Origin of the sequence: Sphingomonas asaccharolytica NBRC 15499 (assembly GCF_001598355.1) — a bacterium.
Classification (GTDB): domain Bacteria; phylum Pseudomonadota; class Alphaproteobacteria; order Sphingomonadales; family Sphingomonadaceae; genus Sphingomonas; species Sphingomonas asaccharolytica.
This window is the reverse complement of the sequence record NZ_BCYU01000091.1, coordinates 1-16365: the sequence shown is the minus strand read 5'-3', so window position 1 is coordinate 16365 and position 16365 is coordinate 1. Positions and strand designations below refer to the sequence as shown.

Genomic DNA, 16365 nt, shown 5'->3' with positions numbered 1-16365 from the left:
GCTGGCGACCGCGGCGGCGCTGCGCTCGGCCGCGAGGCGCAACAGGCTGGGCTGGTCGATGACGCCGTCAAACCGGCCGGCATTGGTGAGGATCACGCCCTCCCCGCCGCCATCGCGATGCCAGGCGCGCAGGATGGCAGTGGCTCCCGCCGCGCGGTCGACCATCGGACATGGCCGAACATGCTGCGCCAGATTGGCGCCGTAACTTGGGTTGGACAGTAGCGCGAAGCCGAACGGACTGAACAGCAGCCGGCGGATATCGCGGTCGAGCAACGCGCCGGTCGGGCGCCCGGCACTGTCCGTCACCGCGAGCATGCGTAGGTCAGGCGCATGGCGGAATATCTCGACCGCCGCGATCAGGGTGGCGTCAGCGGCGATCGACCGGCGATCGGCGACGTGGCCGGCGACCGCGCGATCATCATCATCGTCCAGGAAACTGCCGCGACCCATTTCATCCCTTTCGTTACGCCGGCGACCTAGGGTGATCGAGGTTAAGCGAGGGTTAGGCTTGCGTGACAATCCCATGACATGGAACGATTTTTATTGCGGAGTTTAGCGCCCGTGGTCGGGATTGCGCAGCATCGTTACGACCATGAAGCCGATCACCGCGACCCAGGCGATGCCGGCGATCGACGCGATGATCGTGCTGCCGCCGTGGAACAGCCGCCACAGGACGACCCCCAACACGATCGCCAGGCCGCCGATCCTGCCCCATAGCCGCGCCCGGCCGTGGAGCAGGATTTCGATCGCCGCAAGGATCGCGAGCAAGACCGCGACGATCGCCAGTGTCAGCACCGATTCCCGGAGCGCGGCGAGGAGCGCTTCGCGATGCCAATTGTTGAACACCGATCCGGCGATCACCAGCACGACCGCGATCGCGATCAGGCCGGGCGGAATACGGCGTGGATTGGCGCCGGGCTCCGCCATCTCAATAAGCGCAGATCGTGAAATCTTCGCCGGCCCAGCATGCGCGGTCGCGACGCGAGCGGACGGCGCGGCCCCAGCGCGAATTGACGCCGGCATCGGTCAGCCCGCGAACGTCGGCGACGCCCGGGCGCACCATGTAGACGGTGATGCTCAGTGCCCCGCCGGCGAAGGTGCGGTCGCGTACTGGCGTCAGCGTGAAGGTGCCGCCGCGCGCGACATTATACTGGCACGGGCCGCGATAGCTGGTGCCTTCGGAATCGATCACGCAGCGGGCGATCTTGGCCTGGGCCGGCACGGCGGCGAACCCGGCCGCAATGAGGATGGAGGCGAAAGCGAGCTTGCGGATGGTCATCGAACGACTCCTGTGTTGGACGGCGAGAGGAAATACCGAACCCGCCTGATGGTCAATCGGCTGCGGGTTTGCACGCGCGTTCAACCATCCCTATGTGACGGCACCAAGACGGGCAGGTCCGCCCGCCAGCGAAGGAGACCGACCTTGGACAAGACCGCGATCGCCCGATCCGTTTCTCTTGCCCAGGTGCCTTATGTCTTCGTTCGCAACCTTGGATTCGCTGTCGCTCTCGACGCCTGACGGCCGTCCGCTCTTTTCCGATCTGACACTTTCCTTCGGCCGCCATCGTACCGCTTTGGTCGGGCGCAACGGCTGCGGCAAATCGACTTTGCTCCGCGCGATCGCGGGAGAGGTTGATCCCATCGCCGGCAGCATCGCGCGCTCCGGCAGCGTCGCGCTGCTGCACCAGGACTGGCCCGACGATACGATCTCCATCGCGGCGGCGCTCGAGGTCGCCGGTCCGCTCGCCTTGCTCCGCCGGATCGAGGCGGGTGAAGGAGACACCGATGATTTTGCCGCCGCCGACTGGACGCTCGAAGAGCGGATCGGCGGCGCGCTCGCCGAGCTTGGCTTGTCCGGGCTCGATCTCGATCGCCCGCTTGCCAGCCTGAGCGGTGGACAGCGGACGCGGATCGCGATCGCGCGCGCCGTGATCGCGGCGCCCGATCTGCTGCTGCTCGACGAACCGACCAACAATCTCGATGCCGATGGCCGCGCCGCGATCGCCGCGCTGGTTGCCGGATGGAAAGGCGGCGTGGTGGTCGCCAGCCACGATCGCGCGCTGCTCGAAACGATGGAGCGTATCGTCGAACTGACCCCGATCGGATGCCGGTCGGTCGAGGGCGGCTGGTCCGATTTCGTCGCGCTGCGCGATGCCGATCGCGAGCGCGCGGCGCAAGCGCTCGACCGCGCCGAAGCCGGATTGCGCCAGGCCGAGCGCGGCGCGCAGGAACAGCGCGAGAAAAAGGCACGCCGCGACAAGGCCGGCCGCGCGTTCGGCGCCTCTGGCAGCGTGCCGCGCATCGTCGCGGGGATGATGAAGGACCGAGCGGAGGGCAGCGGCGCGCGCGAGGGAGAGATTGCACGGCGATTGATCGGCGAGGCCGAGGTGGCACGATCGACCGCGCGCGAGCGAGTCGAGATCGTCACGCCACTCCGCATAGACTTGCCGCCCAGCGGGCTATCGTCGTCGCGCGAAGTGCTGCGGATCGAGGACGCAGTGATCGCGCGCGGCGATCGGCGGATCGGCCCGGTCAGTCTGACCATCCGCGGTCCCGAACGTGTCGCGCTGACGGGAACCAACGGCACGGGCAAGACTAGCGTGTTGCTGCTCGCGGCGGGTGCGATTGAGCCGATCGCAGGGACAGTGGCGCGGTCAGACCGCATCGCCCTGCTCGACCAGCATGTCGGGCTGCTCGACCGCGACGCGACGATCCTCGCCAATCTCCGCGCGCTCAATCCCGAACTCGGCGAGAACGAAGCTTATGCCGCGCTCGCCCGCTTTGCCTTCCGCAATCAGGCGGCGCTGCGCAAGGTCGGCACCTTGTCGGGCGGCGAACGTCTTCGTGCCGGACTCGCCTGCGTCCTGTCCGCCGTCCGGCCGCCGCAATTATTGCTGTTGGATGAGCCGACCAACCATCTCGACCTCGAGTCGATCGAGATGCTCGAAGCGGCGCTGCGCGGTTATGACGGCGCGCTGCTCGTGGTCAGCCACGACCCTGCGTTCCTCGAGGCAACCGGGATCGAGAGGGACGTTGCGCTCGCCTAACGCAAGCCGGGACCGAGGCTCAGATCATTTCCTTGAGCGGGACCGTCGTGTCAGCGAGCCGCGCGGGGTCGATCGCCGCTCCGGTTTCGACCAGCTTGCGGCCCTGGACATAATCCTTGGTCGCGTTGACGCAGTCGAGCGCGATCACCTTGCCTTGCCTCAGGTGCACGACCGAGAAACTGCGCGTCGCGGGGTCGCCGCGCACCACCGCCTGGTCATAGCCGATCGAGAGCCCGATCGTCTGGAGCTTGAGGTCATATTGGTTCGACCAGAACCACGGCGTCGCGTCATAGGCGACATCCTCGCCCAGGATCGTCTTGGCCGCGACGCTCGCCTGATCGGTCGCGTTCTGGACCGATTCGAGCCGCACCGCGGCGCCGTCGGCGAAGCGGTTGGCGTGGAGCGCGCAATCGCCGACCGCGAAGATGTCGGGCAGCGAGGTGCGGCATTGCGCATCGACGCGAACGCCATTGCCGCCCTCGGCACCCGCCGCGATCAGCGGCTCGACCGCGGGGATGATGCCGATCCCGACGACAACCAGATCGGCCGGCATCACGCTGCCGTCGGCGAGGCGCACGCCGGTCACCTTGCCATCGCCCTCGATCGCGGTGACCGCGACGCCCAGCCGGACGTCGACGCCGTGCGCGCGATGCTCGTCCTGATAGAAATTGGACAAGTCCGGACCGGCGACGCGCGCCATCACTCGGTCGAGCGCTTCGAGCAGCGTCACTTTCTTGCCGAACTTGGCGAGCACCGCCGCCGCTTCCAGCCCGATGAACCCACCACCGATCACGACGGCGTTGGTGACTTCGGGCAGTTCAGCGATCATGCGATCGGCATCGGCGCGCGTGCGGACGGTGTGGACGCCGGTCAGGTCGTGCCCGTCACAGGACAACCGCCGGGCATGACCGCCGGTCGCCCAGATCAGCTTGCCATAGCCGATCCCGGCGCCGTCGCCCGTAGTGACGCGATGCGCCACCGGATCGACCGCAACAACACGGCGGCCGGGCAGCATCGCCACCTGGCGTTCTTCCCAGAAAGCCGGCTGGCGGATCAGGATACGGTCGAAGCTCTTGTCGCCGGCAAGATATTCCTTGCTCAGCGGCGGGCGCTCATAGGGCAGTTCGGGCTCGTCGCCGAGGATCGCGATCGATCCGGCGAACTTGCCTTGCCTAAGGGCGATCGCCGCCTGCGCGCCGCCATGCCCCGCGCCGACGACAAGGATGTCATATTGCTCCATCGCCGTCGCGATACGCACAAAGTCCAGCGCGCGCTAGCATGTCGAAAGTGACGATCGCCGTAGCGAAACTATCGCCGGCGCGACCGTCACCCGACGGCCGCGCCGCTTTTTCCTAGAACTTCGACCCCAGCCTGATGCCAGCAGTCTGTGGCCGGATCGGCACGATATAAGGCCGTTGTCCGCAGCTTCCGCATTCCTGGAAACGCGACAGCTGGCCGCGCGTGTCGAAGGCATTTTCGAGGAAGACTTCGATGCTGAAGTTCTTGAATTCCGCGCCGAGCGCGAAGTCGGCTGTGGTGAACGACTTCAACCGGCCCAGCAAAGCGGCGGGATTGATGATGTCCCCGGTGCCCGTCTCGAAAATCGCCGTGCGGATGTCGGACGAGGCCGAGCTTTGATACGCCACCACGGCTTGGCCGTAGAGTTTGGCATCGCCCATCGGCACGGTGTAGCGCGCGGTGCCGTTGAGCTTGACCCGAGGCGTGATCGGCAGCCGCGTTCCCTTGGGCGCTGAGACCAGATTGCCGGATGCGGTCGAGCAAACGAAGGTCGGGTCGTCGGCGAGGCAGAGATTCTTGGTCGTCTTGGCGTCGGTATAGGATCCCGATGCGGTCAGGCTGAGCCCGCCCAGAGTCAAGGAGCTGTCGAATTCAGCACCCCAGATGCGGGCGTTGGGACCGTTGTGGATTTCGGTAAAGCTGTTCTGGCCCAAGAAGGAGAATTGGAACTTGTCCCAATCCTGACGATACAATGCCGCGTTGAAGCGCAGCTTGCCTCCCAGCCACGTCGTCTTCGCACCAACTTCATAATTGGTCAGGAAGTCCGCGGCATATGGGGCGACGTCGGCGCGACGGTTGATGCCGCCTGGACGGAAGCCGCGCGACACGGTGCCGTAGAACAACAATCCCTGGTGCGGTTTCCAGCTGAGGTTGAAGCGATAGGTCACGCCTTGCCCTGATGCCTCGACCGGGATGACGCCCCCGTTGGTGTAAACGCCGAGATTGGTGCACGGCGCGCCGGCCACCGCCGGCGGCAGCAAGGTGGTCGCTCCCCCGGTGGCAAGCGCATCGCGCAACCGTTGTCCGCCAGTCGTGAAGCACTGAATATAGCCCGTCTTCGAGCTGCCCGCGGCGTTGAACGGCGAGTCGGTATAGCCGCCGCCCGGATTGCGGCCGAAGCCGAAGAACCCGATCAGCGTATTGTCGTAGATGAAGGCACGGCCACCCGCGGTGAACGTCAAGGTCGGCGTGATGTCGTAGCTCGCCTCGCCGAACATCGCGTAATCCTTGTCGACGCGATGCTGCTGGGTCAGCCATAAGGTACCCGGCCAGCCATTGACCGATAGATCAGGCGCTAAGCCCGGGATCTGGTAATCCTGATGGATGAAATTGCTCTGGCGCTGATAGAAGGCGCCGGCGACGATCCGGAACCGGTCGGTCGACGGTGACGCGACACGGAATTCCTGGCTCATCTTCTTGAAGTGATCAGCGCCGATGACGCGCTGGCGCGGATCGATCGTGTTACCGTTATGGTCCTGATAATAGAAATAGCCTGCCAGCCCCCCGACGGACGAATAGAGGTTATCATAGGCTTCGGCATAATCGGTATAATCGGTCGACTGCAGGTCCTTACGGTCGAGATAGGCGGCCGCGTAGGTGACGTCCCAATTACCGACCTTGCCCTCGATCGTCAGTCCTGCTTGCCAGAACCGGTCGCGGCGATATTCCGGATAGAAATGCTGGACCTGGAGGTCGCCGACCTTGGGATCGAATCCATAGGATCCATGGCTGCGCGTGTCCTGATAGAGGAACGACGGCGTGACAGTCCAATTGCTGTTCAGGTCGACCTTGAGCGCGGCGCGCCCGCCGGCGATTTCGGTATCGTTGTAATCCTTTTTGACGAACGCCTTGTTGTTGACCGAAATGCCGGGATCCAGCCTGACAATTATCGTTTTGCTCGGATCGCTCGGATCGGGGCCATATACGGGTTGGACGAACGTGCGCGTGCCCGGCACATTGTCAATGAAGCCGGCATCCTTCTCGTAATAACCGACCGCTCGGAACGCGATGTTGGCCGACAGCGGGATATTGATCATCCCCTCCGCCTTGCCGCCCCAGCCGCCCTTGCTGACCTTGTTGCCCTCGAGGTCGATGCGGCCATAGGTCGAGGAGGTATCGGGCTTGTTGGTGATGATGCGGATCGTACCGGCTTCGGACGAGGCGCCGTACAGCGTGCCCTGGGGGCCCGACAGGCTCTCGATGCGCGCGATGTCGTAGATATGGACGTCGAGATTGCCGCCGATCGTCGTCACCGGCTGTTCGTCGAGATAGACGCCGACCGAGGGCAGCGAGCCCGAATGGTTGCCGTCGCCACCCGAGGCGACGCCGCGCATATAGACGACGTTGGTGCCGGGCGTGCCGCCCAGTGCCTGGAACGAGACCGAGGGCAGCGACGCGACATAATCCTGGAAGTTCGAGATGTTGAGCTCGTCGAGCTTCTTGGTGCTCAGCGCCTGGACGCTGATCGGCACGTTCTGCAGGCTATCCGACCGCTTCAGCGCGGTGATGATGATGTCGCCGTTATCGGGCTGGTTATTGGCCTGGCTGTCGGGCGCCGGCGGAGCGTCCTGTGCCATGGCCGGAGTAGCGGCGAGCGCCGCGGAAGCGAGCAGCGCGCTTACGGCGAGACGGCGGCCAAAGAGCATCGAAGTCCCCAATGTCGTTTTTGTTACGGCAGCGTGTTAGCAGGCGCAGCATTCGTCAAGCGAAGAGCGGCAGGCGCGACATTTACGTGCCAACGCGTTGCGTTTTTACAACGCGGCCGGAGCGGCCGGATAGGTGTCGAGCACGTCGCCCAACGCGGTTTTGAGCGGATCCAGCCACGGCTCGAACGGCTTCCAGGCCTCTGTCCCCTCACGGAAAATCGGCTGGCGGACCTGTTCCGAACTGGCCGTGCGCACCGCGCGCTCGGTTTCGTGGAACGCTAGGCAGGCGGGCTCGAATTCCAGCCCGCAATAGTCGAGCAGGCTGCGCACTTCGCGCTCGGTATGCTCGACCATGTCCTCGTAGATCACGCGATGGACGCGCCCCGGCAGCACGCGATCGACATGCGCCATCAGCCGCATATAGTCGCGATAATAACGCCCCATATCCTCCAGCCCGTAGCTGAACGCCTGGCCGCGGGCGAAATGCTGTTTGAAATTGGAGAAGCAGCAGCCGAGCGGATGGCGCCGGGCATCGATGATCTTGGCGTTGGGCAGGATCAGATGGATGAACGGCAGATGCGCCCAGTTATTCGGCAATTTATCGATGAAGAACGGCCGGCCGGTGCGGCGCTGGACGCGCGTGCGCTTGAGATATTCCTCTCCAAGCGCGCGGAGTTTCTCCGCCGAATAGTCAACGACCCCTTCGGGATAGCTCTGGTCGCGCCGCGCCAGCGCCGGGATGTCCGGCAATTCGGTCGTGCCCTCGACCAGACTGTGGCTCGACAGGATCTGCTCGATCAGGGTCGACCCGGCGCGCGGCATCCCGAGGATGAAGATCGGGTCGGGCGAGTCATATCCCTGGCCCGAGCGTGAGGCGAAGAGATCGGCGGTGAACAATCCGGTCGAGCGGTCGACGAAGCGCTCGGTCTCGTCGGGCTCGTAGACCAATTTGGTCCGCCGCAGCGCGTTACCCGCATCGTAATGGCGGAACGCGGCCTCCGCCTGCTTACGGTCCTCAAACGCCTTGCCCAATGCGAAGTCGAGGTGAAAGCGATCCTCGTCCAAAATGCCCGGCTCGCCGAGCGCGGCTTCCATCGCGGCGATGTCGGAATCGTCAAACTTGACCGTCTTGAGGTTGGCGAGGCTCCACCATGCCTCGCCCAGCGCCGGCATCAGGTCGATCGCGCGGCGATAGGCATGGATCCCGTCCTGCTGCCGCCCGACCGTCTTGAGCATATGGCCATAGCTCATCCATACGCGCGGCTGGTTGGGCGCGTCCTTGAGCACGCGGTCATAGAGCGCGATCGCGCCGTCGAAATCGCCGACCCGCCCAAACGCCGCCGCTTGAAGATTGGCGTGGCCGGGATTGTCGGGATCCTCGGCGACCACTTGCTCGAGTTCGTCGATCGCCTCGGCCGGACGATTGAGACGATACAGGACCAGCGCGAGATTGGCACGCGCCGCGGTGAAGGCCGGCGACAGTTCGATCGCGCGGCGCAGCAACGCTTCGGAATCGCGATAGCGGCCGATCCGCCCGGCCAGTTCGGCCAGCATGCGGATCGCCGCGACATCGAACGGATCTTCGTTGAGATGCTGTTTGAGCAATGGCTCAGCGACATGCAGCGCATTGTCGTTGAGCGCCATCGCCGCCTCGACCAGGCGGGGATGATAGCGGCCACCCATCGCCATGCCGCTTGTTCCGCCTGCTGCTCCGTTTGTCATGCGGAGATACCCTAAGGCGCACATACGAGGCCCGCAACGTACCCAATAAAGCCCCTCCCCTTCAGGGGAGGGGTTGGGGTGGGGCCTATCCACAGGCAAATCGCTTGAGGGCACTCCCCCACCCCCAACCCCTCCCCTGAAGCGGAGGGGCTAAAAGCAGTTCTTCTAGCGCGGCCCGTTCCAACGTGCTTTGCTGCGCCCCGAGGGGAACCCGGGCGATGGATACCAGCGACAAAAGACCTTTCGGATTCTGGACCGCAACCGCGCTGATCGTCGGCGGAATGATCGGATCGGGCATCTTCACCTTGCCCGCGCAGCTTGCGCCTTATGGCTGGACCAGCGTCGCGGCCTGGGTAATCGCGATCGCCGGCGCGTTGATCATCTCGCAAGTGCTGGTGCGGCTCGCCCAGCTCTTTCCCGGAGAAACGGGGATCGTCGCGATCTGCGCACGTGAGCTGGGTCCGTTACCGGGCGTGCTGGTCGGGTGGAGTTATTGGGTCAGCGTCTGGGCCGCCAATGCCTATATCTCGATCACCGCGATCCGCTATCTCGGCGTGTTCTGGCCGCCGCTGACCGCGACGCCGGCGGCGATGGTGATATCATCGATCGCGCTGATCTGGCTGATCACCTTGCTCAACCTCGCCGGCGCCAGGACCGCAGGGCGATTCCAGGTCGCCACAACGATCCTCAAGCTGCTGCCGCTGGCGGCAGTCGTCGTGCTGATCGCGGGAATGGTGGTCGCGGGCGGCCACCAATTTGCCGTCAATCCGCATTCCGCTTTGGCCTGGGGTGGGATTACCGGCGCGATCCCGCCGGTCTTCTTCGCGATCGTCGGGTTCGAATGCGCCAGCGTCGCCGCAGAGCGGGTGCGCGATCCGGCGAAGAACGTGCGGCGCGCGACCTATACCGGTTTGCTGATGACTGGATTGCTCTACATCATCATCTGCACCGGCGTGATCATGGCAATGCCGCAGGCGACGATCGCCGCCGCGCAAGCACCGATCGCGCTGTTCGTCGAGACCTTCTGGGGCCATGAGGCGGCGCTCGGTGTGGCGGCGTTCACCGCGATCGCGGCGATCGGCGCGCTCAACGGCTGGGTGCTCATCCAGGGCGAGGTGCCGCTGGGCATGGCGCGCGCCGGGGTGTTGCCGGCCTGGTTCGGTCGCACCGACCGGCGCGACGTGCCGGTCGGCGTGCTGGCGCTCGCGAGCGCCGCGGCCAGCCTGCTGATCCTCAGCAACATCTCGACCACCGCGGCGGTATTTTACGACTTCATGCTGCGGCTGACGGCTGCCGCGAACCTGTGGCTCTATATCGGCGCCTGCTTCGCCGCGCTCAAACGGCGCACCGCCATCCCCGCGGCGATCGCCGGCGCGGCCTTCTGCCTATGGGCGATCTGGGGATCGGGCTGGCAGGCCGCCGGGCTCAGCGTGGTGCTGATGCTGACGGCGATCCCGCTCTACCTTCTGCGTCCCAAGACGCGCCTAGCCGAACAGCCGGCCTAATACCGACCGATCGCGCAAAATCTCGTGCGCGGCATTGTGCCCCGGTGCGCCGGTCACGCCGCCGCCGGGGTGCGTGCCCGCGCCGCACATATATAGACCCTTGATCGGCGAGCGGTAATCGCCGTGGCCAAGCACCGGGCGTGCTGCCCAAAGCTGATCGAGCGACATATTGCCATGCATGATGTCGCCGCCGATCAGCCCGAACTTGCGCTCGAGGTCGAGCGGCGAGTGGATCTGGCGCGCGATGATCGACGCCTTGAAGTTGGGCGCGTGCGCATTGACCGTGTCGATGATCAGATCGGCCGCCGCCTCGCGCTCGTCGTCCCATGACCGTCCGTCGGGAAGCGTGGGAGCGAATTGCTGGCAGAACAGGCTGGCGATGTGCATCCCCGGCGGCGCCAGGCTGTCGTCAACCGAAGTCGGCAGCTTCATCTCGACGATCGGCTTCTTGGACCAGCCGAACGCCTTGGCGTCGGTGAAGGCCTGATCCATGTAATCGAGCGTCGGCGAGATGATGATCCCGCACGTATGATGCTCGGCCTTTTCCTTGCCCGGCAGCACGGTGAAATCGGGCAATTCGCTGAGCGCGACGTTCATCCGGAACGTGCCCGACCCGGCCTTGAAGCGGTCCATGCGGTGGGCGAATTCGGCGGGCAGATCGGCGCGGTCGACCAATTGGCGGAAAAGCAAGGCCGGTCCGGCGTTCGACGCGACGATCGAGGCAGCGATTTCCTCGCCGCTTTCGAGCACGACGCCCGCGACCTTGCCGCCATCGACCAGCACGCGCGCGGCCGGTGCTTCCAGGCTGATCTCGACCCCGGCCTCCTCGCACGCCTCGGCCATGTACTTGGTGATCGCGCCCATGCCGCCGACCGAATGGCCCCACATGCCCTTCTTGCCGTTGATCTCTCCGAACACGTGATGGAGCAGGACATAGGCCGAGCCCGGCGTATCGGGGCTGGCATAATTGCCGACCACCGCGTCGAAGCCGAACGCGGCCTTGATATATTCGTTCTCATACCAGCCATCGAGGAAGTCGCGCGCCGACTTGACGAACAGGTCCATCACGTCGCGCTGCGCCTCGATAGGCATGCCGGCGAGCTTCTTGCCCTGGACCGCGGCGGCAATCAGCGCGCGCAGGCCGCCGCCGGCATTGGGCGGAGTCTTGAGCGAGAGGTCGCGCAATACGTCGGCGACGCGTTCGAGCGCTTCCTCATATTTGGGGAAGGTATCGGCGTCCTTCTGGCTGTAGCGCGCGAATTCGGCGCGCGTGCGATCCCCGCCGCCGCCGAGCTTGAGGTAACCGCCTTCGTGCGGGAAGAAGTTGCTGATCGTGCGCTCGATGATCCGCCAGCCGCGCTCGTGCAGGCGCATGTCCTTGATCACCTTGGGACGGAGCAGGCTGACCGTGTAGCTCGCGGTCGAGTTGCGGAAACCGGGATGGAATTCTTCGGTTACCGCAGCACCACCGACAATGTCGCGACGTTCGAGCACGCGGACCTTGAGGCCGGCGCGGGCAAGGTAGAAAGCGCAGACCAGGCCGTTATGGCCACCGCCGATGATCAGAGCGTCGTATTTTTTGGTCACTTAAAGCCCTCTCCCTTCTAAGCCCTCTCCCGCCTGCGGGAGAGGGTTGGGTGAGGGTCTTCTTTCTTCTTCCAGCGAATTAAGCTGAAAAAGAAGGAAGAAGACCCTCACCCTCCCACCGCTTCGCGGCGGGCCCCTCCCTCTCCCGCACGCGGGAGAGGGAACTATGCAACCCTCGGCCGCCGCGACCATCCCGGGGCCGGCGCGCGGTGCTGGCGCGCCTCGGGGATGAGTTGGCGGATCTTCCTGGCGAAACTGCGCAGGCACACCTCGCTCGCGCCGATCGGCCCGGCGGTATAGCTCTGGCTCGCCATGCCCTGCTGGACGCGCTCGATCAGCCAGGTGTCCTCATTATTGACCACACGGTTGATCCGCCAATTGGCGTAGCGCACCAGCTTCATCTCGCGGCGCCTATCTTCAGGTGTAAAGGCATCGGGCAGCGCGAACGCCATTTCGCGTAGCACGCTGGTGGTCGGCGTCAGCGGCAGCCATTGCATGAAATCGATCTGGTCGGCGTAGATGTCGAATGCCATGTTCGGCCACAGCTTGTAGTATAGCCACAACCGCTGGTTCGCCTCTGGCAGATGCTCCGCGCGCGGCAGATGCTTCTGATAGAAGCGCTCCCAGACATTGTCCGATACGCGATCGACGATCCCGCCCGACATCTTGTCGACCCAGGGCTGGGCCTCGATCGCATAGCTCTTGCCGAACAGGCGGGTCAGCCCGTCATGCGCGACCGGGATGTGGAGATTGTCGGAATAATTGTCGCCGACATTCTTCCAATTGACCTGGCGCTCGCGCAGCCGGACCGGGCTGATGCAGCGCATATCCTCGAAGCGATAAGGCGCGATCTCATGATCGTACGGCGCCATCATCGCCGCGACCGAGGGGCCGCCATTGTCTTCGAGCCGGACGAAGACGAAGCCGCGCCAGATCTCGACGTCTACTCCGGCGAGCCCGTTATCCTCGAGCCGCAGCGCGGGATAGTCGCCCTTCATCGGTACGCCCGACAACCGCCCGTCGGTCTCATAGGCCCAGGCATGGTAGGGACAGACCAGTTTCTTCGCGCAGCCCGCCGGTCCTTCGACCAGCCGCATCGCGCGGTGGCGGCAAACGTTGGCGAAAGCGCGGACCTGGCCGTCCTGGCCGCGGATCGCGATCACGCTTTCGCCGAGATAGTCGATCGTGTGGAAATCGCCGGGCTTGGCGATGTCGCTCTGGTGACAGACGATCTGCCACGACGGGCGCAGCACGCGCGCCATCTCGACCTCGAAATATTCGGGGTCGGTATAGAGCCAGCCGGGCAGGCTCCAATCGGCGTCGGGATCATGCTCCTCGATGTCCGCATATTGGTGCGCCATGCGCGAACTCCCGTTGCTTGTTGAACGATCGTATAATAAGGTTTGGCAATTAGCAATAGCCCTCTCCCGCTTGCGGGAGAGGAGCGAGACTTGGCAGCTTGCTGCCTAGTCGCAGCGGTGAGGGTCTTTTGGCTGGCGGCGGAGAAAGAAGGAAGAAGACCCTCACCCAACCCTCTCCCGCGAGCGGGAGAGGGCTAAAAGGGCACTTTGAACCCGATGCCCCCGCGAGCGGAAGGGGGCTAAGCAAACGCGCCGAACCCGATGCGCGCCGCCAGAGCCTGATCGAGGCGACTGCGCGGGTGCTGGCGCGCGACGGCGCGACCGGCGCATCGGTCCGCCCGATCGCGGTCGAAGCGGGGGTGTCGCCCGGGCTGATCAATCACTATTTCGCCGGCATCGACGCGCTGATCGCGGCAACCTATTCGGCGGTGGGCGAGCAGGTCAGCAATGCGTTGGCCGCCGCGGTCGCCGCCGCCGGAAACGATCCGCGCGCACGCCTGACTGCTTATGTCACCGCGAGCTTCGCCCCGCCGATCGCCGATCGCGCGCTGCTCGCGACCTGGATCGCTTTCTGGAGCCTGACCGGCAAGCCGCAGATCGCCGAACGCCACGACGCAATCTACGCGCGCTATCGCGAGGATCTGGAGGCGCTGCTGGCCGATTGCGGCATCGCTCCCGCCGACCGCCGCCTGACCGCGATCGCGATCACGGCCTTGGTAGACGGGCTGTGGCTCGAACTCTGCCTGTCGCCCGACAGCTTTACCGCCGACGAGGCGCGCGGCCTCGCCGAGCGGCAGCTCGAAAGCTATTTCGTCAGATCGGCGAACAGCGACAGATAATAAGTGATTCCCGGGGCGATGTTGCTGATCGGGGTGCGTTCGTTCAGCCCGTGGCTGAAATCCTCCGATTCCTTGATGAAGGTCGGGCTGGCGCCATAGCTCGGGACGTTGTGATAGCGGAACCACATGCTGTCCGACGCGCCCGACGACATTGCCGGGAAGACCGGCACGCCGGGATAGACCTTGCCCATCGCGCGATTCACCGCGGCGATGAAGTCGGGGCGCATCGGCGAGGCGTCGTTGGCGACCGACCCCTCGGTCACATCCTTGAACGCGATGGCGGGATCGCCCGCGACCTGTTGCAGTTCGGCCATGATGTCGGCGGGCTTGTGGCCGGGGAAGATTCGGCAATTGATGTTGGCGGTCGCCCTTTGCGGCAGCGCGTTGATCGCATGCCCGCCGCTTACCATCGTCGGCACGCAGGTCGTGCCGATCCGTCCGACCGTACTCGGGTTGTTGCGCAGGACCGCCAATGCCTTTTCGTCATTGGGATTGGCGACGAACGCCTTGAGCGCGGCGCCGACCTCCGGCTCCTCGTACGGCGCGGCCTTGCTCAGCGCCTCGCGCGTCAGGTCGCTCAGCTCGGGCTTGAAATGATAGGCGCCGATCTTCTCGAGTGCCTGCGACAATTCGACGATCGCATTGACTGGGCGCGGCGCCGAGGAATGGCCGCCGGGATTGGTCACGGTCAGCTCGAAATCGGCATAGGTCTTTTCCGCGCCTTGCCATGTCCAGTATTTGGGCTTGGCGGTCGCCTCATCGAGGATGCCGCCGCCGCCGTCGATATTGAGCACGAGGTCGGCATTCTTCAGCCTCTCGGCGATGATCGCCGAGGTCTTCATTCGCGTTTCCTCGTCGCCTGAAAATTCGATGATGATCGTCCGCTTGGGCTTGTAGCCCTCCCGGCGCAATTCGTTGAGCGCGGCGATCGCCATCGTGCCGTCGAGCTTCATATCGGTCGCGCCGCGGCCGAACAGATAGCCATTCTCGACCACCGGGGTGAACGGATCGCGCTGCCAGTCGGACGGCTTGGCCTCGACCACGTCCATATGGCCCGAAATGACCAAAGGCTTGAGCTTGGGATCGCTGCCCGGCCAGGTCGCGATGAGATAGGCGGTGTCGTCGACCGGCGTGATCTCGATATCCTTGTCGGCGAAGCCGCCGGCAACCAATGCCGCCTTGTAGAGCGCCGCGACCTGTGGCGTCTGGTTGTTCGGACCTGTCACCGAGCGCAACGCGATCGCCTTTTTGGCAAGCTCGAGCGCCTCGGTATCGGCCTGGGGATGCGCCGTCGTCTTGGGTGCCGCCGCGCCCGCTGTCGCCACCAACGCCGCCGCCATCGCGGCCAGTCCGAGCTTGTTCATCAACGATCCCTTTGTTGTTCGGACGCGACTGTCGACCATCCGCGGTTGTGGGGCAAGCGTAACAATCATGCGCGGAATCGTTCATGCGAGGGTTTTTCGTCATGATCGCCGCTACTTGGGCCCGCGCGTCAGCACTTCATTAACACACCTGCGTCACAGTGGACACCGGTGGACTGCGGTCGATGGGACTTTCCCGGAGAAGGCGCCGTCCAGCCGGAAGTGTATCGCGTGGGACGAAGCTGGAGCCGGGCGCCGCTATCATGGCGAGCGTTGGCACCGTTGGGGTGACATTTTCGAAGTGGAGGGCCGCATGTTCGAATCGCGCGACGATGCGCCCCGGAGCATTGCGCTATCGAGCGCCCCGCTCGATGCGGAACGCCGCCACGGAGCCCGCCATATCGCGGTCATGCGCGTTGCCAAGCTGCATACGCGGCACGGGGAGGAACTCTGCCTGGTCCGCAATATCTCGCCCGGCGGACTGATGGCCAATATCTGGTCGGACTTGGCGATCGGCGACCTGCTGACCGCCGAGTTCAAGTCGGGGCACCGCGCCCCGGGCCATGTCGTATGGCGGCGCGAGAATCGCATCGGCGTGCAATTCGATGAGGATATCGACGTGCCGACGGTACTGGGCGGCGACGAGGATCCCGCGCCTGGCTTCCACGCACGTGCGCCGCGCATCAACATCGCCGCGCGGGGCCGCTTGCGCTGCGGCGCGCATTATTATGCCGTCGACCTGCGCGACATCTCCCAGGGAGGCGCGCGCATCACGTCCGCCGATCCCAATGTCTGGGAAAAGATCGACGGGCCGATCGTATTGTCGGTGACCGGCCTGTCGCCGATCGAAGGCACCGCGCGCTGGCACGATGCGAGCAATGCCGGGCTCGCCTTCAATACCCCGATCCCGCTCGACACGATCGCCCGCTGGATCGCCGCGAACCGCGGCTGATCAGCACCTTTTGAGCCACGCACACGCAGCCCGTCATCCCCGCGTAC

Annotated in this window: 12 protein-coding genes and 1 pseudogene; 4 read left to right on the top strand and 9 right to left on the bottom strand. The window is 64.9% G+C overall.

Going from position 1 to position 16365, the window contains the following annotated elements; all coding sequences use genetic code 11:
- The 3 genes and pseudogenes from SAS01S_RS18905 to SAS01S_RS18895 form a co-directional block, all read right to left on the bottom strand.
- A pseudogene (locus SAS01S_RS18905) lies at positions 1 to 450 on the bottom strand (hypothetical protein); the annotation flags it as partial.
- A gap of 102 nt (positions 451 to 552) precedes the next feature.
- Positions 553 to 927: a hypothetical protein gene (locus SAS01S_RS18900; protein ID WP_066812428.1), complete on the bottom strand. Its 375-nt coding sequence runs from the start codon at positions 925 to 927 to the stop codon at positions 553 to 555.
- Between the two features lies 1 nt (position 928).
- Complete coding sequence (locus SAS01S_RS18895) at positions 929 to 1279, bottom strand: hypothetical protein (RefSeq protein ID WP_066812427.1); 351 nt, start codon at positions 1277 to 1279, stop codon at positions 929 to 931.
- 193 nt (positions 1280 to 1472) lie between these two features.
- Between SAS01S_RS18895 and SAS01S_RS18890 the strand changes: the two genes are divergently transcribed.
- Positions 1473 to 3047, top strand: coding sequence for an ABC-F family ATP-binding cassette domain-containing protein (locus SAS01S_RS18890; protein WP_066812426.1), 1575 nt, complete (start codon positions 1473 to 1475; stop codon positions 3045 to 3047).
- A 19-nt stretch (positions 3048 to 3066) separates the two neighbouring features.
- Here the strand turns inward: SAS01S_RS18890 and SAS01S_RS18885 are convergent, their stop codons facing one another.
- The 3 genes from SAS01S_RS18885 to SAS01S_RS18875 all read right to left on the bottom strand — a co-directional run bounded on the left by SAS01S_RS18885 (position 3067) and on the right by SAS01S_RS18875 (position 8680).
- Positions 3067 to 4287 carry an NAD(P)/FAD-dependent oxidoreductase gene (locus SAS01S_RS18885; RefSeq protein ID WP_066812425.1) on the bottom strand — a complete coding sequence of 407 codons (1221 nt, stop codon included), beginning with the start codon at positions 4285 to 4287 and terminating at the stop codon, positions 3067 to 3069.
- 112 nt (positions 4288 to 4399) lie between these two features.
- Positions 4400 to 6991: a TonB-dependent receptor gene (locus SAS01S_RS18880; protein ID WP_066812424.1), complete on the bottom strand. Its 2592-nt coding sequence runs from the start codon at positions 6989 to 6991 to the stop codon at positions 4400 to 4402.
- Between the two features lie 105 nt (positions 6992 to 7096).
- Positions 7097 to 8680 (bottom strand): tetratricopeptide repeat-containing sulfotransferase family protein, encoded by a 1584-nt coding sequence (locus SAS01S_RS18875; RefSeq protein ID WP_174544989.1) that lies wholly within the window; start codon positions 8678 to 8680, stop codon positions 7097 to 7099.
- A 251-nt stretch (positions 8681 to 8931) separates the two neighbouring features.
- Here SAS01S_RS18875 and SAS01S_RS18870 point away from each other — a divergent pair, with 251 nt between their 5' ends.
- A complete protein-coding gene (locus tag SAS01S_RS18870) occupies positions 8932 to 10218 on the top strand; it encodes an amino acid permease (protein WP_066812423.1) in 1287 nt (428 codons plus the stop codon).
- On the opposite strand, the gene SAS01S_RS18865 is transcribed toward SAS01S_RS18870, so the two are convergent.
- Both SAS01S_RS18865 and SAS01S_RS18860 read right to left on the bottom strand, forming a co-directional pair.
- Complete coding sequence (locus SAS01S_RS18865; RefSeq protein ID WP_066812422.1) at positions 10198 to 11805, bottom strand: phytoene desaturase family protein; 1608 nt, start codon at positions 11803 to 11805, stop codon at positions 10198 to 10200. The two genes, SAS01S_RS18870 and SAS01S_RS18865, sit on opposite strands and share 21 nt — an antisense overlap.
- A 164-nt stretch (positions 11806 to 11969) precedes the next feature.
- The gene (locus tag SAS01S_RS18860; RefSeq protein ID WP_066812421.1) at positions 11970 to 13166 is read right to left on the bottom strand and encodes an aromatic ring-hydroxylating oxygenase subunit alpha; all 1197 of its coding nucleotides are present in this window, start codon (positions 13164 to 13166) and stop codon (positions 11970 to 11972) included.
- Between the two features lie 278 nt (positions 13167 to 13444).
- Between SAS01S_RS18860 and SAS01S_RS18855 the strand changes: the two genes are divergently transcribed.
- Positions 13445 to 14005, top strand: a complete 561-nt coding sequence (locus SAS01S_RS18855) for a TetR family transcriptional regulator C-terminal domain-containing protein (protein ID WP_066812430.1) — start codon at positions 13445 to 13447, stop codon at positions 14003 to 14005.
- Here the strand turns inward: SAS01S_RS18855 and SAS01S_RS18850 are convergent.
- Entirely contained in the window at positions 13972 to 15369 is a 1398-nt protein-coding gene (locus SAS01S_RS18850) for a M20/M25/M40 family metallo-hydrolase (RefSeq protein WP_066812429.1), read from the bottom strand. The genes SAS01S_RS18855 and SAS01S_RS18850 overlap by 34 nt on opposite strands.
- A gap of 310 nt (positions 15370 to 15679) precedes the next feature.
- On the opposite strand from SAS01S_RS18850, the gene SAS01S_RS18845 reads away from it, so the two are divergent.
- Complete coding sequence (locus SAS01S_RS18845) at positions 15680 to 16318, top strand: PilZ domain-containing protein (protein ID WP_066812420.1); 639 nt, start codon at positions 15680 to 15682, stop codon at positions 16316 to 16318.
- Positions 16319 to 16365 lie beyond the last annotated feature (47 nt).